The sequence below is a fragment of the Pseudomonas sp. LBUM1660 genome (assembly GCF_059695935.1).
Map to the genome: position 1 here is coordinate 2,063,972 of NZ_CP166795.1, position 20,012 is coordinate 2,083,983.

17 protein-coding genes are annotated in these 20,012 nt (G+C 56.3%); 3 read left to right on the forward strand and 14 right to left on the reverse strand.

Annotated elements, in window-relative coordinates; genetic code table 11:
- Positions 1 to 78: 78 nt before the first annotated feature.
- Both uraD and puuE read right to left on the reverse strand, forming a co-directional pair.
- On the reverse strand, positions 79 to 594 hold the full coding sequence (uraD, locus tag ACA068_RS09730) for a 2-oxo-4-hydroxy-4-carboxy-5-ureidoimidazoline decarboxylase (RefSeq protein ID WP_497309405.1): 516 nt from the start codon (positions 592 to 594) through the stop codon (positions 79 to 81).
- The gene (puuE, locus tag ACA068_RS09735) at positions 591 to 1,517 is read right to left on the reverse strand and encodes an allantoinase PuuE (protein WP_497309407.1); all 927 of its coding nucleotides are present in this window, start codon (positions 1,515 to 1,517) and stop codon (positions 591 to 593) included. Before puuE ends, uraD begins: the two co-directional genes overlap by 4 nt.
- A 419-nt stretch (positions 1,518 to 1,936) precedes the next feature.
- Here puuE and uraH point away from each other — a divergent pair, with 419 nt between their 5' ends.
- Positions 1,937 to 2,290, forward strand: coding sequence for a hydroxyisourate hydrolase (gene uraH / locus ACA068_RS09740; protein ID WP_010456673.1), 354 nt, complete (start codon positions 1,937 to 1,939; stop codon positions 2,288 to 2,290).
- Between the two features lie 155 nt (positions 2,291 to 2,445).
- Here the strand turns inward: uraH and ACA068_RS09745 are convergent, their stop codons facing one another.
- The 10 genes from ACA068_RS09745 to ACA068_RS09790 all read right to left on the reverse strand — a co-directional run bounded on the left by ACA068_RS09745 (position 2,446) and on the right by ACA068_RS09790 (position 15,515).
- Positions 2,446 to 4,305, reverse strand: coding sequence for a hypothetical protein (locus ACA068_RS09745; protein WP_497309409.1), 1,860 nt, complete (start codon positions 4,303 to 4,305; stop codon positions 2,446 to 2,448).
- Between the two features lie 108 nt (positions 4,306 to 4,413).
- Complete coding sequence (locus tag ACA068_RS09750) at positions 4,414 to 6,303, reverse strand: hypothetical protein (RefSeq protein WP_497309411.1); 1,890 nt, start codon at positions 6,301 to 6,303, stop codon at positions 4,414 to 4,416.
- Positions 6,304 to 6,535: 232 nt separating this feature from the next.
- Entirely contained in the window at positions 6,536 to 10,135 is a 3,600-nt protein-coding gene (locus tag ACA068_RS09755) for a calcium-binding protein (RefSeq protein ID WP_497309413.1), read from the reverse strand.
- A 209-nt stretch (positions 10,136 to 10,344) separates the two neighbouring features.
- A complete protein-coding gene (locus ACA068_RS09760) occupies positions 10,345 to 10,974 on the reverse strand; it encodes a LysE family translocator (RefSeq protein ID WP_497309414.1) in 630 nt (209 codons plus the stop codon).
- A gap of 72 nt (positions 10,975 to 11,046) precedes the next feature.
- Entirely contained in the window at positions 11,047 to 12,396 is a 1,350-nt protein-coding gene (locus ACA068_RS09765; protein WP_042932677.1) for an NCS2 family permease, read from the reverse strand.
- Between the two features lie 336 nt (positions 12,397 to 12,732).
- A complete protein-coding gene (locus ACA068_RS09770; RefSeq protein ID WP_497309416.1) occupies positions 12,733 to 13,104 on the reverse strand; it encodes a glutathione S-transferase N-terminal domain-containing protein in 372 nt (123 codons plus the stop codon).
- 101 nt (positions 13,105 to 13,205) lie between these two features.
- Positions 13,206 to 13,751, reverse strand: coding sequence for a GTP cyclohydrolase I FolE (folE, locus tag ACA068_RS09775; protein ID WP_003204506.1), 546 nt, complete (start codon positions 13,749 to 13,751; stop codon positions 13,206 to 13,208).
- Positions 13,752 to 13,828: 77 nt separating this feature from the next.
- Entirely contained in the window at positions 13,829 to 14,386 is a 558-nt protein-coding gene (locus ACA068_RS09780; RefSeq protein WP_497309418.1) for a Smr/MutS family protein, read from the reverse strand.
- A gap of 87 nt (positions 14,387 to 14,473) precedes the next feature.
- Entirely contained in the window at positions 14,474 to 14,794 is a 321-nt protein-coding gene (locus tag ACA068_RS09785) for a hypothetical protein (protein ID WP_010456650.1), read from the reverse strand.
- 130 nt (positions 14,795 to 14,924) lie between these two features.
- Complete coding sequence (locus ACA068_RS09790) at positions 14,925 to 15,515, reverse strand: cysteine hydrolase family protein (protein WP_497309420.1); 591 nt, start codon at positions 15,513 to 15,515, stop codon at positions 14,925 to 14,927.
- Positions 15,516 to 15,753: 238 nt separating this feature from the next.
- On the opposite strand from ACA068_RS09790, the gene prmB reads away from it, so the two are divergent.
- On the forward strand, positions 15,754 to 16,662 hold the full coding sequence (gene prmB / locus ACA068_RS09795; RefSeq protein ID WP_497309422.1) for a 50S ribosomal protein L3 N(5)-glutamine methyltransferase: 909 nt from the start codon (positions 15,754 to 15,756) through the stop codon (positions 16,660 to 16,662).
- A 126-nt stretch (positions 16,663 to 16,788) separates the two neighbouring features.
- Here prmB and ACA068_RS09800 read toward each other — a convergent pair whose 3' ends face one another.
- Together ACA068_RS09800 and ACA068_RS09805 are read right to left on the reverse strand one after the other, a co-directional pair.
- Entirely contained in the window at positions 16,789 to 17,580 is a 792-nt protein-coding gene (locus ACA068_RS09800; protein ID WP_497309423.1) for a hypothetical protein, read from the reverse strand.
- A 99-nt stretch (positions 17,581 to 17,679) separates the two neighbouring features.
- Positions 17,680 to 18,633 carry an alpha/beta hydrolase gene (locus tag ACA068_RS09805; protein ID WP_497309425.1) on the reverse strand — a complete coding sequence of 318 codons (954 nt, stop codon included), beginning with the start codon at positions 18,631 to 18,633 and terminating at the stop codon, positions 17,680 to 17,682.
- Between the two features lie 129 nt (positions 18,634 to 18,762).
- Between ACA068_RS09805 and aroC the strand changes: the two genes are divergently transcribed.
- Entirely contained in the window at positions 18,763 to 19,854 is a 1,092-nt protein-coding gene (gene aroC / locus ACA068_RS09810; protein ID WP_497309426.1) for a chorismate synthase, read from the forward strand.
- Positions 19,855 to 20,012: the final 158 nt, after the last annotated feature.

The window sequence follows — 20,012 nt, forward strand, 5'->3', positions numbered from 1 at the left end:
CCTTTAATTAGTTGGCTTGGGATGCTTGCAGGGCCCTGGGAAACGCAAGCGTTCTAGAGGTCTCTCGGGCCAAGCTTGCTAGAGAGTCAGTAATCGGAACAACGCTATCTTGTTGATCTCCGCCAGCGCGCATTTGAATTCGGTACCCGCCGAATTGTGAATGCGCGTTTCGAACGCCGCGAGGATCTGATGCCGGTTGCTGCCTTTTACCGCCATGATGAAGGGAAACTTGAACTTGGCTTTGTAGGCGTCGTTCAGCTCGGTGAAGCGAGAAAACTCTTCGGCCGTGCATTGGTGAATACCGGCGCCAGCCTGTTCATTCGTGCTGGCTTCGGTCAGTTGGCCTTGGACGGCGGCTTTGCCGGCCAGGTCCGGGTGAGCGTTGATCAAGGCCAGTTGACTGGCGTGATCGGCGCTCAACAGGATGTCGCTCATGCGCTGGTGCAGGGTTTCGATCTGGTCAATCGAGGTGTCCTGGCCCAGGTCGAAAGCCTTCTCGGCCACCCATGGCGAATGTTCGTAGATGTCGGCGAAAGCGGCAACAAACGCGTCGCGGCTCAGGGTCGATGGTTTCAGCGTTTGAAAGGTGCTCATTTGGCAGCCCCTTGGTACGGGTGTGTTTCGTGCCAGTGGCGAGCGATGTCGACGCGACGGCTGAACCACACCTGTTCATGACTTTTAGCGTATTCGATAAAGCGCTTGAGCGAGGCCAGGCGCGCCGGACGGCCGATCAGGCGACAGTGCAGGCCGATCGACAGCATCTTCGGTGCTTCGGCGCCTTCGGCGTACAGCACGTCGAACGCGTCTTTGAGGTATTCAAAGAAATCGTCGCCCTTGTTGAAACCCTGGACCTGGGTGAAGCGCATGTCGTTGGTGTCCAGCGTGTACGGGATCACCAGGTGCGGCTTGCCGGTCGGGTTGTTGGGTTCCCAGTAGGGCAGGTCGTCGTCGTAGGTGTCGCAGTCGTAGAGGAAACCGCCTTCTTCCATCACCAGGCGACGGGTGTTCGGACCGGTGCGGCCGGTGTACCAGCCCAGTGGGCGTTCGCCGGTGATTTCGGTGAGGATGCGGATTGCTTCGAGCATGTGCTCGCGTTCCTGCGCTTCGTCCATGTACTGGTAGTCGATCCAGCGGTAGCCGTGACTGCAGATCTCGTGGCCGGCATCGACCATCGCGCGGATCACGTCCGGGTGACGCTGGGCAGCCATGGCCACGGCGAAGATGGTCAGCGGAATGTCGAATTCCTTGAACAGCTTCAGCACCCGCCAAACGCCGGCGCGGCTGCCATACTCGTAAAGGGATTCCATGCTCATGTTGCGCGCGCCTTGCAGCGGTTGCGCCGAGACCATTTCCGAGAGGAAGGCTTCGGATTCTTTATCGCCGTGCAGGACATTGCGCTCGCCACCTTCCTCGTAATTGAGCACGAACGACAGGGCGATGCGGGCATTGCCCGGCCAGTGGGGGTGAGGAGGGTTACTGCCGTAACCGATCAGGTCGCGTGGGTAGTCAGCGCTCACTGCAGTCTTCCTTCTTGTTCGTTGACAGGTTGTGTGGCGGCCTAGCGGTGAGATGACAGGCTGGCGTCACAGCGATGGGCTGATTGTATACAACTTTATGCTCGCTTTGTAAGCCTGATTTTTCGCATTTTTCATCAGCAGTCATCTTCAAGTGATAGTGCAAGAAACCTGCCCAATTGGTCAGCTAATGGATGGAAGGTTCATTGCTCTCATGGTTCAACGGCAGATCTGCTGCAAATCTCCGACTGACGAGGATAGCGCTAAAAATGTCGTTTTTATTGTGTACAATTTTTTTGAAAAGTGTCTTAATCAGTCGCTCGCCGCAGCGTTTCGTGCTCCGAATCGGTGCGGTCTCCTTTTCAACTGACTTCGGGAGGCGCGAGGTCTGACTGCTCATTGCGGCCAGGCGCGCAGAATCAATGGGACGTTTGACTACACACGTTTTGGACGCTGCACACGGTTGCCCGGGCAGCTCGATCAAGGTCGAGCTGTACCGCGTTGAAGGTTCGCAGCTGGAATTGGTCGCCAGCGCGATCACCAACAGCGATGGCCGTGTCGACGCGCCGCTGCTGCAAGGTGATGACTACCGTTCCGGGGTCTATCAGGTTCAGTTTCATGCGGGCGATTACTACCGTGCCCGAGGTGTTCAGCTGCCGGAACCTGCGTTCCTGGACGTGGTAGTGCTGCGGTTCGGCATCTCTGCGGAACAGGATCACTACCATGTGCCATTGCTGATTTCGCCGTACAGCTATTCCACGTACCGCGGCAGTTGATCCCCCAAGCAGCTGCCTCAACCTGGAAGCGACTGCGCATATAGCTTCTTTGGTCTTTCGCCCGCTCACACTGCGGGCTTTTTTTTGCGTCGCGTTTGACCCGATACCTTCGGGTTGCACCCCACTAACGGGCGGCGAGGTGCGCGCGTTCTCTATCAGCGTTCCTTGATTATGAAAACAGCAGGGTTTCCAGTGAGCAGGTGCTGGACGCCACCTATCAGCCATACCACATCACCCTTCGCATTGGCGGCAAGCAGCAACTGGTGGGCTTCGGCACCCACTCGTGCCCTCAGCAGAGGGTCGGCAAGCTCTGGTATGGACGGCGGCTTGATTTCAATCGCATCGGTCTCCACACGTCCCAGTTTAAGAAAGTAGACCTTGTTGTGATTGGGCCTTTTAAATACCAGCGTTGGGGGCGTGAGCTGGACATTCTCAACGTTTGCAGGAAGGAAGACTTTGTAACCGCTGTGGCCCAGTATCGAGGCGAGCAATAACGATAGTCGACCCGGTCCGTTGGGCAGCTCGGCGTAGAACTGCCAGGCATGAGTACTCTCGGGACTGAAGTTCAACTGCTGTAAGGGCGCGACGGAATCCGGAGCGTGCAATTCGACGACCCGTCTGGCGCCTTCATTGCCGGACGCGACAGGCAACATATCCAACGGGTCGCCGAGTCGTGGCACGCCGATGGTCGACTTGCCCTGCCAATGGCGAAAGGTTTGCATCATTAGCGCCAACCCGCGGCCATTGAACACCTGCGACTCATTGGAAAGCTCAAATAGTCGCTTGGCGACGGCTCGCGAAGTCGGCTCCGTGAAACCCTTGTAGACATCCGCGACCTGTTGCGTCAGTGATTTCTCAAAGAGGCGAGTCGCACCGTCGACTTTTCGGGTATTTGTGCCGGCGTGGTGGCTGGTGGCTACGGGCTGCAACGAAGGGGCTTCGTGCAGCATGCGTTCGAATGCCTCGAAGCGCGAGGGCGCAAATCCCGGGTGTTGAATGAAAACGAGGGGTAAATGATCGGCCATCGGCCCCTTTGGCACGATCGGGTAATGGAGCTGACCGATCTTTATGGATTCCACCGAATCAGGTTTGGTTATTTTCCCCCAGGAGGCCCACAAATACGGGTTTTCATTCAAGGTGGCAGCGCGATGGCTGTTATCTGCCGCGGGGTCGGACGCCTCGGCATTTTCCTCAGGACGAGGGCGCTTACCCGGCGTAGGGCCTGACTCTTCAGCTTCTGAGGCCGTGGTGTCGATTGCCTTGCGTTGCCATAGCGTCATCCCATCAATGCCTTCGAGTACCGGGCCCGAAGGGGTCAATTCGCTCGTTGAGGAGGCCTGATAGTCCCCGTCCGTATTTTTACGAACCATGACCGTGCCTTCTTCCGCAAGGTCGACATAGGTTCTTTTCAGCTTGTCGTAGCGCAGGCCGTTGGCATTGGGTGGCGTCAGTTTGTCGGCCAAGTGCCGGGGAATGATCTCCAGCGCTTCCGGCCTCGCTGGTACGCCTGCGGAGGGAAGAACCATGCCCTCCCAGGTGATTCTCCATTGTGGCTGACCAGGCACCTTCGTCAGGATCGGGCCTGGTTGGCCCGGGGCAAACGGGAGGGGGATCTGGTAATCGCCTCTCGCATTTGCTTTGATCAGAAAAATGCCTTCCTCTCCAATATCGGCGTATAGCTGTTGCCGGCTGCTCATGAATAGCCCGGTGTTGGCGATCTTGAATAGTTCATCGACTTTGTTTCGAGGCCACGAAATCATGTTGGCAGCGATTTCGGCGGCGCTTGTTGCGGTTACCGGCATGTCGGTAACGACGACTGGCTGACGAGGCAAGGTGCTTTGCGATGAGCTTGAAACATTGGCGTCGGAAACGGGATTGGCGTCTCCCAGAGGTCTGCCGACCGTCGCGGCGTGATCGCCGCCCCGTACCCGATTATCTTCTGACGAAGACCTTGGAAAGTTTGTCGAAGTGTCGGATGTATTGGAAGTTGAAACTCTTTTTGGCGGTTTAGCCATGAGTAGTGTTCCTTGGTAGTTATATAAGTTGGTGATGTTTAAGCGATAAAGATCGAATATCTGATAAGGAGCTTTAGTGTTGTCGGCTGTAAATGAAGATGGCCGTAATTAACGCTCTCTGATAATAAAAACAGGCTGCCATCCAGACGGGGTTGTTTGAAACCCACCTAATAACCAAACAATGTTGTTCTGTTGGTTGGCGGTGGTGAGTGCTTGCAGGGCGTCATTGCCCACTTGTGAAAATAAAGACGGGTCGGAAAGTTCAGGCGAGGGAGGCGAGTTTATCGCAATCGCATTTTTCTCAACGAACCCGAGTTTCAGGAAGTAAACCTTGTCGTGCCCCGCGCGTTTGAATATCAGCTTGGGATTGCGATGCTCATTCAGTAAAGGAAATACCTCATACCCGTTACGTACCAACGCGGTGCGGACTAACCGTTTGAGGTTGTAGTCAGACCGGTCCGCGACAAAGTTGTCCCATTCCATCTGGAAATGTCCGGGAAGGAAGTCCAGCCTGCGTAATGGCTCGCCAAATGTCGGAGTCTCCATGGAAATGATTCGTCCTTCATGATCCATGCGCGAAGCGACAGGCAATAAGTCAATTGGATTCTCGAATTTTGCATCAAAGATGCCCACTTGTTCCTTCCAGTGATCGAGGGTAAGTGTGGTGGTGTACAAACCCTCTCGGGCGATCACTTCGGAATCCCCGGAATGTTCGAATAGCTTCTTTGCGACAGCACGCGAAGTGATCGGCGAAAAGTCCGGGAATACAGCCGAAACAGATTCCGTCATCGGTTTTTCAAACAACCGGCGGGTGCTATTCACAATCCATTTGCCGTCGCTATTCAGAACGACTGGTACGGGTTGTAACCATGGTTTTGCGTGCAACATCTGTTCGAACAGGTCGAAGCGTGAGGGTGGGAATTCGGGGTGCTGGAGGTAGTTCAAGACTTTTTGTACGTTTTTTACCTCGGGTACAGTTTGATAATGAAGTTCTCCGATTTGAATGGATTCGTTTGCGAGGGGCTTGTTGACCTTTCCCCATGATACCCACAGGTACGGATGTTGATTTATCGGATGGGTGGGATAGAGGGGAATAATCTGTTGCGAGGGTCCGCTTGTGTCTGGATGCTCTTCATTCCCCCCTAGGCGCTGACGCTTGCTCGGACCGGCCTCTTCGACGGTAGATGATTGTTGAGGAGCCGCCAGTTGATCAGTGGCCTGCGCCTGAGGTTTACGTCGCCAGAATCGTGTCAGTCCAATCCTCTCAAGTAGGGGGCCGGAAGGTGTCCATTCCTGGCCGAAGGTCGCCTGATAATCTCCATTCGCGTTTCTGGCGATTTGAACAATGCCTTCATCTATTAACTCGACATAACTTCTCAGGTTGTGCCAGCGTATTCCGAGCCTGTTGGCGGCCGGTAGCTTTTTAATCACGACCGGATTTCTGATGAGGTGGACAGGCGCAGCGACGTTCAAAGTGGTCACGCGCGAACCCCCTGCTTGCAAGCCCGGCGTTGACGGCAAGATTGCCCACAGGGGCTTGCCTTCGACTTTCCTCAGCACCGGTCCTGCATGGTCGGGGGCGAAAGGGAAATAGACTTGGTAATCGCCGTTGGCGTTCGGTTCTATTCTGCCAATGCCTGCTTTTTCAAGATCGGCATACAACCTTTGCTCCTTGCTCATGAAGAGCCCGGTGTCACCGACGCGTATCAGTTGATCAACCTGTTCACGGGGCCAGGACACCAGGTTCTCGGGTTGCACGGAGGGGCCGTAAGTACGGGCAGGCATATGGGTGACAACAACGGACTGCTGTTGTGAAGTGTCGCCTGGCAACGTACTTGGCGCAGGGGTGTCTGTAGGGTTTTCGCCTCCACGCACAGGCGTGACAGCACGGGTGGATGAGCCGACCCTGGCTACGTCATCCTCAGGTGAAGGTCTGGGGAGGGTCGATGAAGTGCCAGGCGTATTGGGGCTGGAAACTTTTTTGGGTGGTTTAGCCATGACCGCAGTTCCGATAAATAATCTGGTGAAGGTCTAAATCAGTAAGGGCACCTGAAACAGACGAAAAGTTAGTTGGGTGAAAGGCAGGGCTCGTGAAGGTGCACGGCCCTGGACATCACAGTGGTCAGTTTTGATTGGATCAGATCTCGAGAAGCTATAAATATTTATAGGGTATGGCGGTATTTGCTACAAAAGGCTTCAGCTTAATAGTGATATATGTTTTGAACAGGCTCTATAAAAGTTTGCAGGTGTCTAAAAGTATCCGCAGATCGGCAGCGTTTACAGGAGGGGTGGATCGGGTGCCAAACTCCATTAATTCATAACAGTGTTCTAGTTGGTGGGCGCACCGGTGTATAGGGACCAGGTCGGCGTAAAGGACAGTGCGGAACTTGTCTGTATCAAGTATCCAGCGCCGGTCCGACAGGTTGTAAGACACACTGCCGGCAGTACCGTCTCTCATGGCTATATTTCGAACGGCGAGGTCGTCCATTTCCAAGGATGTCAGTTCTGTCGATAGGGCTCCTTCGTTCAGAACGTGGCCTTTAAAGTACCTGCCATCCAGCGAGTCAATGTAGACCTCGTCGAAATCCAGATCGACTTTGTAGATAACACCGTCTGGCGTGATGACACGTATTTGATCAACTAAGTCTTGAGGATCGTCGTAGTGCGGAAGATGAATATCGGTATCTCCGATCAGCAGATGGTTATCCACCCGTTTGATGCGGGTGTAGGCGAGGCTCGTTGCATCGAATTCCCAGGTAGACGCTGATTGCGATTTGAGGATGGCGTTCGCACGAGCACCTGGCGTTGAAATGCTTAACGTCATTTCGGAGGTGAGGTGGACAAGGTACGTCGAGCCGTCGCCCTCCAGATGTTCGATGGCTGTTTGATCCGGGTAAGCGATAAGTTTGACGCATTTCTCCCGGTTGCCCAGCTTATGGCCTTCGTTGTCCAAGGGTTGACGAAAAATATACTTTCCATCTCTAGCCGCTAGTGGCAGCGGCACTTCGCTGGTGCGCTCCATCGGGCCGCTTATCTGGAACTGATCGTTGGAAAATGCTCTATCGGGCAGGGAGGGTGGGCCGACTCTATAAGAAACGCCATCCTTCATGATCAGAATAAAATGCTGGTTCAACAGGTTTGTGGGGCGCGTTAGTCGGCTTGTGATTCTATGGTCTCCGCTCCAGATAGAGCTGGCCAGGTTCTTGATAGTCAACCGTTTATTGTCAAAGTGAAAGGTCATGCCGCATTCTTTATACATGATGCGGTCGAAATCAGGCTGGCGCATCAGGTCTACGTTGTAGTAAGCCTCGGCCCGGGTCAGTTCATGGCTGGCGTAATCCAGATAAAGGGTTGCAAGCGTGTTTGTGCTTCGTTGCTTTACTGCAAGGGTCGTATGCTCATTGATTTTCGACATGCAATAGCTCGTGTCTTTGTCGTGTGCGACCGTGTATTCGCGGTTGTAAAGTATGACCGGGTTTTGTGTTATTCCCTGTTGGGTAATGACGGTTTTAATGTCGAGCGGGTCAGCCGTCTCAATGGTGTCAGGAAGTTCAGGCATCAAATGAAACCCATCCTTTGTAACGAACGTCAATTTGCTGTTCTGCAGGAGTCGTTGATTGTTGACTGTTTTGTAAACGCCCTTGATGTACACATCCCTCTCCCTGATATCGTCGAGATCAAATCCGGAGGTGATGACCAGCTCCTGTTCTACAATCTTCCAGCCTTTAATCAGGTCCATTCTCCAGTCAAGTGCAATGACGCTCTCGTCCACGCCATCTTCAGTAATAGATACGTTGCCGGATTTATGGGCAACCGCGTAGTGATCCTTTCCAGGACCACCAGAGGCGGCACCTTCATTGCTCAGAAGATAGATCTTGTCATCTCCGGCGCCCGCCTCAATGGTGTCGCGACCGCGAGACTTGATAATGTTCGGGCCGTCTGTACCGATGACCTTGTTTTCCGCACCCGCCAGGGTTTCTACGTTCTCAATGCTCTCTAGAAGCGTGTGTCGATAGTTGAAACGGCTGTCGTTGGTTTGGTCACGGGTGATGATGGAAAGTCGTCCGTCGTCCAGATCGATGAAATATCCGAATCTTTGCCGGTTGCCCTCAGGGTAGCTTCCGGTAACAACTAACGTGTCGTTGCCCAAACCTCCTTTAAGGAGAGTGGGTAGAGGGTCTTTTGGACCGTTTTTGAGGAGCTCGGCGGCGCCCTCGAAGACGAACTCATCGTCTTTATCACCCCCGGTCAGTTGCTTGATACCTGCGCCGTAATAGAATCTGTTTGGCTTTTTTTCAATGCCAAGAATGATGTCGTTTCCGCCGCCAATAAACCACACCGCTCCTTTGTTCTCTCCGGGAGCTCCAAACTCCGCACCGGGCATATCCGCAGTCACTCCGTCCCGAGCATCAATAGTGTCGTCACGGTCAATGACATGCGGTTTTTGCACAGATTTATAAGTGTATTGTTGCGCATCCCAATCGAAGCTAGGCACCTGTGTCGGCTTTAGCTCGACCTCAAACTTGCCGTTTACAATGACCTCTGTGCTGTCTTTTAACTTGCCTTCCAGTAATTTTCGGGCGGTTGCTTGTAATAATCTCGAATGTTCAACGGTGGATTTGGCAATCGCGTGGCGAGATTGTATGTTCTCGTCAGGACTGACTCCCCAAAAGGCGAACCAGCCCGTGCGCAGGCGCTCGTGGGTAGTGAGTTCGATGTAATCATCGATATCGTCGACAACGCGTACCGCCGCATAGACCTGGGAACCTGCAACCAGCAGAAGTCCGGCTGCCAGCCCCACCGGGCCGATAAAGGAGAAGCCTGCCAACGCTGCGGCACCTAAAATCAACGTCATTGCTGCGCTGGTAACGCTCAAGCCTGCGGCGACATAGTGATCAATGGCTTCTTTGCCTGTGGTCGCCGCTGCGCCATTAAAGGATTTAACGGCGGAGATGACATCGAAGGGAAGTGTCAGTGCGCTGGCGATCAGACCCGCCCCACGCCCCAGTCGAACGCCGAAGCTGGTTTTGGCAAAATCCTTGTAGGCTTTTTGCCCCGCCTCGATCATGTATTTTGCTTGCTTGGTTACCGCAACTTCGACGGCTAACGAAGTGACTTCCGCTGAAGTGCTGAGGCTGTTGAATACAATTTCGCCGTGATCTTTGCGTGCGATGGCGTCTTGAAGCCCGCGCAATCCGCTGTAAATGCCAAAGGCCTGAAGTCCGGTCCCCATACTGACCATGCTGCTGCTCTTGATCCGATTCACCCATGGGGGCGTACTTTTGGATAAGTGCGCGTGGCGTATATCAAGCTTCTGCGCCGCTTTCAGCAGTTCGTCCAGTTTGTGTCGGTACTGTTCAGGATCGGCAGGCGTATCGAGTTTGTCTCTTAGTAGGGGGGGCGCCGTCAACGGGCGTTGCGACGCCATTTCAAACAGTAATGAAGGGAGTGCGTAATCGTCTTTTGTGCCGGTGGAGCGCATACGGGCTTCAATGTACAAAGGGTCAAACTGCAACGAGTTCACAAAAGACCGTTTGGGATGGCGAAAGAACGTGTTTTGACCGTTCAAACGCTGACCATTCGATGTCGCACCCAATGCATCCAGTGCGCATCGGGTAATCGAATGGGAGCCTATCTTGATCGGGCCGAACAGCTCATCAATAACGCTTAGTTGGCTTTTATTGGCGTTTGTTTGTTTTGGGGCGGAGGTGATACTTTCTTTGTTGAAATCAATAGTAGTCGGTGAGTACTCGTTGGCTTGCAGGTCAATATCCGTAACTTCGACGGCATTGTAGTGATCGGGGTCGGGTGATTGGAAAACAATTGCCATAAGAACTTCCTTTTTCTGGCGTTGTGTGCGAAGTCGCAGCGCCATGGTAAAGAGAGTTCAGAAAAGACAACTATATATATTTATATTGCCTGTTGCTGTTTGTTTCTCGATGGGGGTTGAAGTGTTGCCGTCCTTGGCAATCAATTCTAAGTGTGCTGACGTCAATAAAATCTTATGAGATCAAGTGTTCCAGTAATAGCGCGATCCGATTAGTGATTGCTTAATAAGGAGGCTGCACCCGCACCACTGAAGAGTCCTGCGCTCACTCGGTTAAACCAACTTTGTCCCTTGCCACTGCGCAGATATTTCGCTGCGCCATGAGCGCCCAGCCCATAGGCCAACTTGCACAGCAGATCCAGCACAGTCCAGGTCGCGATCATCACCAGCAATTGCGGCAGGAACGGTTGTCCGGCGCTCAAAAACTGCGGCAGGAAAGCAGCAAAGAACAAAATATCCTTCGGATTGCTCGCGCCTAACACGAATGCGCGTCCGAACAGGGCGCGAAAACGCGGCACCGGCGCTGCCTGGGGCACTTCAGCGCCTACCGAAGGCTGGCGCGATTGCTGCCAGCTCTGCCAGGCGAGGTAGAACAGGTACAGCGCACCGACGATTTTCAGCACACTGAACAGCTGTTCCGACGCCAGCAACAGCGCGCCCAGCCCCAGCGCGGAGGCACTGAGCAAGCAGATCGAAGCAATCACGCCCCCCAGGAACGCCGGGTAAGACCGGCGCAAACCGAAATTCAGACTGTTGCTGATCATCAGCAATGACAGGGGCCCCGGGATCAGGATCACCACCAGCGCAGCGCCGCTGAACAGCAGCCAGGTTTCCAGACTCATCACTTTCCTCCATTTGTGCAAAAGCCCCACCCGACGGGGTGAGGCTGATTTGAAACGCTTACGGCGTAACGCTTACAAGAAAATAAACTTGGCGATGAAGATCGCGCACAGCACCCACAAACTGACGGAAATTTCCTTGTGCTTACCGGTGAAGGCCTTCAGCACCACGTAAGTGATAAAACCCAGCGCGATACCATCGGCGACCGAGAAGGTAAGCGGCATCATGATCGCAGTGACGATCGCCGGAATGCTGTCGGTCGCTTCGTCCCATTCGATGTGCGCCATGCCGCCCATCATCAGCATTGCCACATAAATCAGCGCACCGGCCGTTGCATAAGCGGGAATCATGCCCGCCAGCGGAGCGAAGAACATGGCTGCAATAAATAACACACCTACGGTGACGGCGGTAAGACCAGTCCGACCACCCGCCGCTACGCCAGCGGCACTTTCCACGTAGCTTGTGACTGGCGGGACGCCGACCACCGCACCAAACACGCTGGAAGCACTGTCGGCTTTCATGGCGCGGGAAAGGTTTTCGATGCGGCCGTCCGCGTTCACCAGATTGGCGCGCTGGGCCACGCCCATCAAGGTGCCGGCGGTGTCGAACATGTGCACGAAGAGGAAGGCCAACACCACGCTGATCATGCTGACGTTGAACACGCCGGCGACGTTCATGGCCATCCAGGTGGGCGCCAGGCTTGGCGGAGCAGACATGATGCCTTCGTAGTGGACGAGGCCCAGGCCCCAGCCCGCGAGGGTCACGGTGATGATGCTGATGAGGATTGCACCGAACACTTTGTGGTAGCTGAGCACGGCGATCATCAGAAAGCAGATGGCGGCCAGCAACGGGCCGGGCTCGCGCAGGGAGCCGAGCTTGATCAGGGTGGCCGGGCTATCCACGACGATGCCCGCGGTTTTCAGGCCGATCAACCCAAGAAATAACCCCACGCCGGCGCCCATGGCGTAGCGCAGACTCACAGGAATGCTGTTGAGCAACCATTCGCGAATCCGCGAAAAGGTCAGGAACATGAACAACACACCGGAAACAAACACCGCGCCAAGGGCGGTTTCCCAGTTGTAGCCCATGGTGCCGACCACGGTGTAAGTGAAGAAGGCGTTCAGCCCCATGCCCGGTGCCAGGCCAACCGGCCAGTTGGCGTACAGGCCCATTAACAGGCAACCCAGCGCTGCCGCGATGCAGGTCGCGACGAATGCGGCACCGTGATCGATCCCGGCGTCGGCCATGATGTTGGGGTTGACGAAGATGATGTAGGCCATGGTGATGAAGGTTGTCAGACCAGCGATCAGCTCGGTCTTCACCGTGGTGCCGTGCAAGCTGAGTTTGAAGATGCGCTCAAGCAAGCCATTACGTAACGGCGGCGAGAGTTCCAGCGTCGGGGCTTCGGATTTGCGGCTTTCCACAGCGAATACTCCTCAAGAGTTTTATTGTTATTTCCAGGGCCGGACCCATGAGGGTGGCAGCGGCCCATTGAGGCATTTGCGAATTTGTTGACCGGTCAGTCAGGAACTCGCACGAAGTGGATTATGCTTTTGTATACAAATAAAGCAAATAATGTTTTTGGTTTTGTAGACGAAAAGTTTGGCAATAGGGATATATCGCCGGGAGGGATGCCTTCGTCGTGCCGCTGGCCGAACCCGGCCTGCATCAGAAACAGGCGACGAAAACGGCGCGAGGGGAGGGTAGAAACAAATAAACCGGCCAACGGGCCGGTTTATTTTTGTCCGAAATCCGCCGTGTCAGGCGGCCGCGAACCGCTTATCCAGATATTCAATAATCACCTTGGACTCATACATCCAGGTGGTCTGCCCATTTTCTTCAATGCGCAGGCACGGCACCTTGATCTTGCCGCCTTGTTCGAGAAGGGTCTGGCGATCCTGTTCGTTGTTCTTTGCATCGCGCAACGCCACCGGCACATTCAGGCGACGCAGGGTGCGACGGGTTTTCACGCAGAACGGGCAGGCGTGGAACTGATACAGCGTCAGGTCCTTGGCGGCCGTTTCGACCTGAGCCTGAGCGGCGGCGGGGCGCTGCTTCTTGCCTGGGCGGGTAATGAAGTCGATGAAGATGATCAGTTGGCCAAGGCCGACACGAAGCGCTTTTACGAACACGGAATAAGCCTCACAGGGCGAACGGAAGGCGCGCAGCTTACCTGATTTTTCACAGGCGAAAAAAAACCGGCGATGAATGCCGGTTTTCTTCGTGTAACCAATTACTTGATCAGGCTGAGAAACTCGCTTCGGGTGGCGGCGTTTTCGCGGAACTCACCGAGCATCACCGAAGTGATCATTGACGAATTCTGTTTCTCCACACCGCGCATCATCATGCACATGTGTTTGGCCTCGATCACTACAGCAACGCCCAGGGCGCCGGTGACTTGCTGGACCGCATCGGCGATCTGGCGGCTGAGGTTTTCCTGGATCTGCAGGCGGCGGGCGTACATATCGACGATCCGCGCGACTTTCGACAGGCCCAACACTTTGCCGCTCGGGATGTACGCGACGTGAGCCTTGCCGATGAACGGCAGCAGGTGGTGTTCGCACAACGAGTAAAGCTCGATGTCCTTGACCAGCACCATTTCGCTGTTGTCGGAGCTGAACAAGGCACCGTTGGTGACTTCTTCCAGTGTCTGTTCATAGCCGCGGCAAAGGTACTGCATGGCTTTGGCGGCACGCTTTGGCGTGTCGAGCAGGCCCTCGCGGGAGACGTCCTCGCCCAGTTGGCCGAGAATCGCGGTGTAATTCTGTTCCAGGGACATGAAACTACCTGTGGGGATTTTCGCAAAGGGCAAGGGTACGGTGGCAAACACGGCGCTGCAAGCGTGAAGCGACAGCTTTACTCGTCGCGACCTTCCATCATGGTCCGTTTGAGCATCACATAAACCGCGCCGGCACCGCCATGTTTCGGTTGGCACGAGGTGAAGCCAAGCACCTGGGAATGCTGACGCAACCATGTGTTGACGTGGCTTTTGATCATCGGCCGCTTGCCGTCCAGACGCACGGCTTTGCCGTGGGTGACACGCACACAGCGGATTTCGAATTTGGTGGCTTCAGCCAGAAACGCCCAGAGGGTTTCCCGGGCTTTTTCCACTGTCATCCCATGCAGGTCGAGGCTGCCTTCGAACGGAATCTGTCCGACCTTGAGCTTGCGCATCTGGCTTTCCTGAACACCGTCACGGGCCCACATCAACTCGTCTTCCGGGCCAACGTCGATCACGAACTGATCGGACAGACCATCAACGGTGGTGGCATCGGTGCGAACGGTCGCGGCCTGGCGCAGCTTGGCGATTTGCGCGCGGTCGGCCTTGGGTTTGCCGGTGTCGGCGCGATCGTGCTTGATCGGCTTGACGCCTTGGATCGCACTTTTGAACAGGGAAAAATCGTCGTCTTGCATGTCAGCCTCCGCGAAGGGCGGCCAGTTTACCCAAGTCGAGGCGCTATCCATAACAATTGAGGCCCGCCAAAAAGTCGGGCCTTCGATTCAATCGTGTTTTTTCATCAGGTGCGGGGACATGTTCAGCTCTCGTGACTGGCGAGAACGACGCCGGCAGCGACGCCACAGCCACACACCGATATAAAGCACGAACAGGCCAACGGCCAGAATGATCGCCGAGCCCAGCGGACTGGCATTCAATTCGCCCAGGGCCGGGGGGCGGCCGAGCAGGCTGGCGGCACCGGCCATTGCCAGCAACACACCGCACGTCGCCAGCAAGGCAGCAAAGGCTGCGCCGAATCGAAAACGCCAGTTGCGTTGGCCCTTGGGCCGCAAGCGGCGTGCGTCAAAACCATCGGATAGCTTCATTCCGACCTTCCTCAATGGGTATCGGCCCTTCGACCGGGAGTTGTCCGGGTTGTTCCTGAGGCTAAGTCAATTGCAGCAAATGAGAGGCTTTTGCGGATGAGCGGCGGTATTGACCGCTCTTCGAGGCCGATCAGATCAGTTCGTGAGTGAGCGCGAGGGTGGCGAAGTTGTCCGCCATGATCGCCATTTCGGTGTGCTGAACATGCTCGGCAGTGAGTACGCCACCCTTGTAGGGCAGATCGCGAGTTGCGCAGGCGTCTTCAACCAGGGTGCAGCGAAAGCCCAGGTTCTTTGCCGCACGCACGGTGGTGCTGACGCTGGAGTGACTCATGAAGCCGCACACGATCAGGTCCAGCGAACCAAGGTTCTGCAAGCGTTCCAGCAATTCGGTGCCGTGAAACGCACTCGGCAGCAGTTTGCCGATAATGGTTTCGTCCGCCTGTGGTTCAAGCCCCGGGATAAACTCACCGCGCTCGCCCTGTGGATCGAACAGCCCGCCGACGGTGCCGAGATGACGCACATGCACGATCGGACGACCGGCCGCACGGGCAGCGGCCACCAGTTGCTTGATGTTCGCGACGGCAGCATCCATGCCAGTCAGGGCCAGCGGGCCGCTGAGGTATTCTTTCTGGGCATCGATGATGACAAGGGTCGCATGACCCAGATTGGCTGCTGCGTAACCGCGGCCGCTGAGTTGAAACATCGTTTTTGGAACGGACATTCTGGGGCTCCTTGGAGTGGGGCTTTTGCGACATTGTCCTCTGGCTGAGCGGTTCTGTGAATCGCTACTATCGTAGGCGCCGTCGTTGCTGGCGTGCAGCCTTGTCAAGATGCAGGTTTTGTTCAATAGCCAACAGCAAAAATGGATATGTCCTACATCTGATCCGCTGTTTTCCCGCGTCGTCGTGGCGCGTTTTGGCTGTTAGAATCGCCAGTCGTTTTTTCTGGAGTTTGCCCCCGTGATTACTTCCCGCCTTCGTACCCTGCGTGACCATATCCGTTGGGCCGTCAGCCGCTTCCATGGGGAGGATCTGTTTTTCGGCCATGGGACCGACAACGCCTGGGACGAAGCCCGTCAACTGGTGTTGGGTGCCTTGCACTTGCCGTGGGAAATATCCGACAGCTACCTTGACTGCAACCTGGAAGAGGACGAGTTGGTCAACCTGCAGCGCATGCTCAAGCGCCGTATCGAAGAGCGTATTCCGACTGCTTACCTGCTGGGCGAAGCGTGGTTTTGTGGCATGTCGTTCATTGTCGACGAGCGTGTGTTGATCCCGCGCTCACCGATTGGCGAGCTGATCGAAAAACGTTTCGAGCCGTGGTTGGGCGCCGAGCCTGCGCGGATTCTCGACCTGTGCACCGGTTCCGGTTGCATCGGTATCGCCTGCGCCTACGAGTTCCAGAACGCCGAAGTGGTGTTGGCCGATCTGTCGTTCGAAGCGCTGGAAGTGGCCAACCAGAACATCGAGCGCCATGGCGTTGATGAGCGGGTGTACACCGTTCAGGGTGATGGGTTTGACGGTTTGCCGGGTCAGCGTTTTGACCTGATTGTGTCGAACCCGCCTTATGTTGACGCGGAAGATTTCGCCGACATGCCGGACGAGTATCAGCATGAACCTGAACTGGGTCTGGCCTGCGGTGATGATGGCCTGAACCTGGTGCGACGGATGCTCGCTGAGGCAGCGGATCACTTGACCGAGAAGGGCTTGCTGATAGTTGAAGTGGGCAACAGCCAGGTTCACGTCGAGGGGCTGTACCCAGAGGTCGACTTCGCCTGGCTCGATTTCGAGCGCGGCGGGCATGGTGTGTTCATGTTGAGCGCGGAGCAGTGCCGCGATCATCAGGCCCTGTTCGCGTCCCGCGTCTGACTTTAGGGCGCTTTCGCGGGCAAGCCTCGCTCCTACAGATCTTGTGTGTGCCGCATCATTTGGGCACGACGCAGAATCTGTAGGAGCGAGGCTTGCCCGCGAAGGCCGCGCCACGGTCTCAGATCGTTACCGGTGCGTAGCAATCCAGATCAACAACCCCGCCTGAAACACCGCAAACGCCACCAGGCATGTAATGGTAAAGCGCAGCCCGGCGTCTTCACGCTTGTACTTGCTGACCTTCTCTTCGTGCTTCTTCAGCTTCACTTCCTGCTCGGCCAGGTTCTGATCGGCCTGTTGAAGCATCTGCGCGGCTTCGAGGATTTCCACCACTTGCAGCTTCTCGCTGTTCCAATCACCCACCAGATCCTCGACCTGAACTTCTTTGACGCTGCCTTTCAAATGCTGGGCGTCGGCGTAGACCACCTCAAAACCATGCGACTTCAGGAAGTGATCGCGGCGCAGGCGCGTGTCTTCGTTCAACGCATCTTTATTGTTCAGATCGGTGCCGTCGACGGTGTAGCCGGGCCAACGTTTCTTCGCCCAGGTAATCCCTTGAGCGGCCATGAACCGGCCGATGCCACGGTTCATCGGTTCAATCTGCAAGCCGCTTTCGGGCTCGAAATGCACACGCTTGGCGGTGTGATCGACCCACACGTCCAGATGATTCTGCTCTTTGCGTACGCGCTGGCCGGGCAGCTTGATGCTCATGCGCATCAGGCTGTGGTCCTTGCTGTGGCGGTCGGCGTAACCGAATTCGACAAAGCGTAACGGCCGCCCACCGGTATTGCGGTCGGTTTGCAGCGGCGCCAGACGGAGCATCTTGTGGTGCTCGACGTGAACGTCCGCCCACGGCAGCTCGACCGCTGGCGGTGCGTCTTTTTCAGCGGTCGTGTCAGGTGAAGTCTGGGTATCAGTCATAACGGCGAGATCCTGTCCAAGCTCTGCTTGTCGTCAGTCATAGCGCTGGCGACAAAGGCTTATCGGCCGTTTTTTTCAGGACTGGAGGGTTAGTAGTGGCTAACTGGTGCGAAGTCCGTCAATAAACCCGAGGATTCGCGCGCCGAGTTCAGCGGCCAAGGGCAATTGCGGGTCCTTGTAAGAGGCCATTTGCCGTTTTACATCGTTGGGCACGATGCGCATGACGTGGTTCATGCCTTCGATCAGCGCCAGTTCAGCGTCCGGTTTGGCCGCCTTGAGCATCCTGGCGTCACCGACGCCGACCTGGATGTCGTTGCTGCCCTGGATGATCAACGCCGGCATTTTCAGTTTGGCGAACGCCGCCGCCGGGTCCTGGCGGAACAGCGAAATCAGATAAGGCTGCACGCTCGGGCGGAAGATCACCTGCAACTGCGGCGGAACGTTGTCGTCAGTGTGGCCGGCCTTGAGGCTGTCGAGCAGTTCATTGCTGCGCAGCATTAGCGGCGGTGGCAGGCGATTGCTCAATTGCTGACGTAACACTTGGTCGATCGGCCGGGCACTGCCGGACATTGAGATGACCGCAGCGGCATCGACGCTCGGCGCCGCGAGGCTGGCGATCAAGGCGCCTTCGCTGTGGCCCAGCAGAATCAGCTGGCCAAAGCGCGGATCGGTTTTGAGCTTGCGGCCCCAGGCCTCGGCGTCGGCCACATAGGCCTCCACCGACAGATTGCGCTCGTCCGGCGTCGCCGCGAGGCTCGCCGCCACGCCGCGTTTGTCGTAACGCACGCTGGCGATGTTGTGTTTGGCCAGCACCCAGGCCAGCCGCTTGAGGCTGTCGTTACGTCCGCCGTCAGGGTTGTTTCCGTCACGATCCGTAGGACCAGAGCCGGAAATGATCAGGACAACCGGCACCGGTATGTCGGATTTAGGCAACAACAGCGAGCCGAAAAGCTCTCCGGTGCCGGTATCCAAAGTGATCGGGCGTTGCAGGACAGTGGCCTGGGAAAAGCCGGTAAACAGGGTAAGGCTCAAGGCTAGAACTCGCAGCATCATCACGCCATCATTCACAAAGGTGCCGGTTGGACTCGCGGGCACCCATAAGGTTCGAGGATGAACTACTTGGGTAGCCTGCGTATACTGGCGCGCATTACGTATTCAGGTTCATTTCACGGAGCGTCCTGCATGTCCGGCAATACCTACGGCAAGCTGTTCACTGTCACCACCGCGGGCGAAAGCCATGGTCCGGCGTTGGTCGCCATTGTCGACGGCTGCCCGCCGGGGCTGGAGATTTCCCTTGAGGATCTGCAGCGCGATCTGGATCGCCGCAAACCCGGCACCAGCCGCCACACCACGCAGCGCCAGGAAGCCGACGAAGTCGAAATCCTCTCCGGCGTGTTCGAAGGTCGCACCACCGGTTGCGCCATCGGCCTGTTGATCCGCAACACTGACCAGAAGTCCAAGGACTACTCGGCGATCAAGGATCTGTTCCGTCCGGCCCACGCCGACTACACCTATCACCACAAATACGGCGAACGCGATTACCGCGGTGGCGGACGCAGCTCCGCCCGTGAAACCGCCATGCGCGTGGCCGCCGGTGCGATTGCGAAGAAATACCTGGCCACCCAGGGCATCGTCATTCGCGGCTACATGAGCCAGCTCGGCCCGATCGATATCCCGTTCAAGACCTGGGATTCGGTGGAAGATAACGCGTTCTTCTGCCCTGACCCGGACAAGGTGTCGGAGCTGGAAGCCTACATGGACCAGTTGCGTCGCGATCAGGACTCGGTCGGCGCGAAGATCACCGTCGTCGCCGAAGGCGTGATGCCAGGCCTCGGCGAGCCGATCTTCGACCGCCTCGACGCCGAACTGGCCCATGCGCTGATGAGCATCAACGCCGTGAAAGGCGTGGAAATCGGCGCCGGTTTCGCCAGCGTCGCCCAGCGCGGCACCGAACACCGCGACGAAATGACCCCGGAAGGCTTCCTAAGCAACAACGCGGGCGGTATTTTGGGCGGCATCTCGTCCGGTCAGCCGATCGTTGCGCATCTGGCCCTCAAGCCAACCTCGAGTATCACCACGCCTGGCCGCTCGATCGACATTCATGGCAACCCGGTGGACGTCATCACCAAGGGCCGTCACGACCCATGTGTCGGCATCCGCGCCACGCCGATCGCCGAAGCGATGATGGCCATCGTGCTGATGGATCACCTGTTGCGTCATCGCGGGCAGAATGCCGACGTGCGCGTGAGCACGCCGGTGCTGGGTCAGCTTTAATGGCTGACGCAGGGTCTGTACGAAAACTCGCCGAGCGGCGATCAGGCAAGGCAAAAACAGGCGAGCAAGCGGAGTGTAGGGACCTACATGAGCATTGCGAGCCTGTTTTTAACGCAGCATGATCGTCGCGCAGGCAGTTTTCGTACAGAGCCTCACAG

Excerpts from the sequence above, each read along its gene's own strand:
- uraD (WP_497309405.1), bottom strand. The coding sequence starts at position 594 with ATGAGCACCTTTCAAACGCTGAAACCATCGACCCTGAGCCGCGACGCG.
- uraH (WP_010456673.1), top strand. The coding sequence starts at position 1,937 with ATGGGACGTTTGACTACACACGTTTTGGACGCTGCACACGGTTGCCCG.
- ACA068_RS09745 (WP_497309409.1), bottom strand. The coding sequence starts at position 4,305 with ATGGCTAAACCGCCAAAAAGAGTTTCAACTTCCAATACATCCGACACT.
- ACA068_RS09750 (WP_497309411.1), bottom strand. The coding sequence starts at position 6,303 with ATGGCTAAACCACCCAAAAAAGTTTCCAGCCCCAATACGCCTGGCACT.
- ACA068_RS09755 (WP_497309413.1), bottom strand. The coding sequence starts at position 10,135 with ATGGCAATTGTTTTCCAATCACCCGACCCCGATCACTACAATGCCGTC.
- ACA068_RS09760 (WP_497309414.1), bottom strand. The coding sequence starts at position 10,974 with ATGAGTCTGGAAACCTGGCTGCTGTTCAGCGGCGCTGCGCTGGTGGTG.
- folE (WP_003204506.1), bottom strand. The coding sequence starts at position 13,751 with ATGTCCCTGGAACAGAATTACACCGCGATTCTCGGCCAACTGGGCGAG.
- ACA068_RS09780 (WP_497309418.1), bottom strand. The coding sequence starts at position 14,386 with ATGCAAGACGACGATTTTTCCCTGTTCAAAAGTGCGATCCAAGGCGTC.
- ACA068_RS09785 (WP_010456650.1), bottom strand. The coding sequence starts at position 14,794 with ATGAAGCTATCCGATGGTTTTGACGCACGCCGCTTGCGGCCCAAGGGC.
- ACA068_RS09790 (WP_497309420.1), bottom strand. The coding sequence starts at position 15,515 with ATGTCCGTTCCAAAAACGATGTTTCAACTCAGCGGCCGCGGTTACGCA.
- ACA068_RS09800 (WP_497309423.1), bottom strand. The coding sequence starts at position 17,580 with ATGACTGATACCCAGACTTCACCTGACACGACCGCTGAAAAAGACGCA.
- ACA068_RS09805 (WP_497309425.1), bottom strand. The coding sequence starts at position 18,633 with ATGATGCTGCGAGTTCTAGCCTTGAGCCTTACCCTGTTTACCGGCTTT.
- aroC (WP_497309426.1), top strand. The coding sequence starts at position 18,763 with ATGTCCGGCAATACCTACGGCAAGCTGTTCACTGTCACCACCGCGGGC.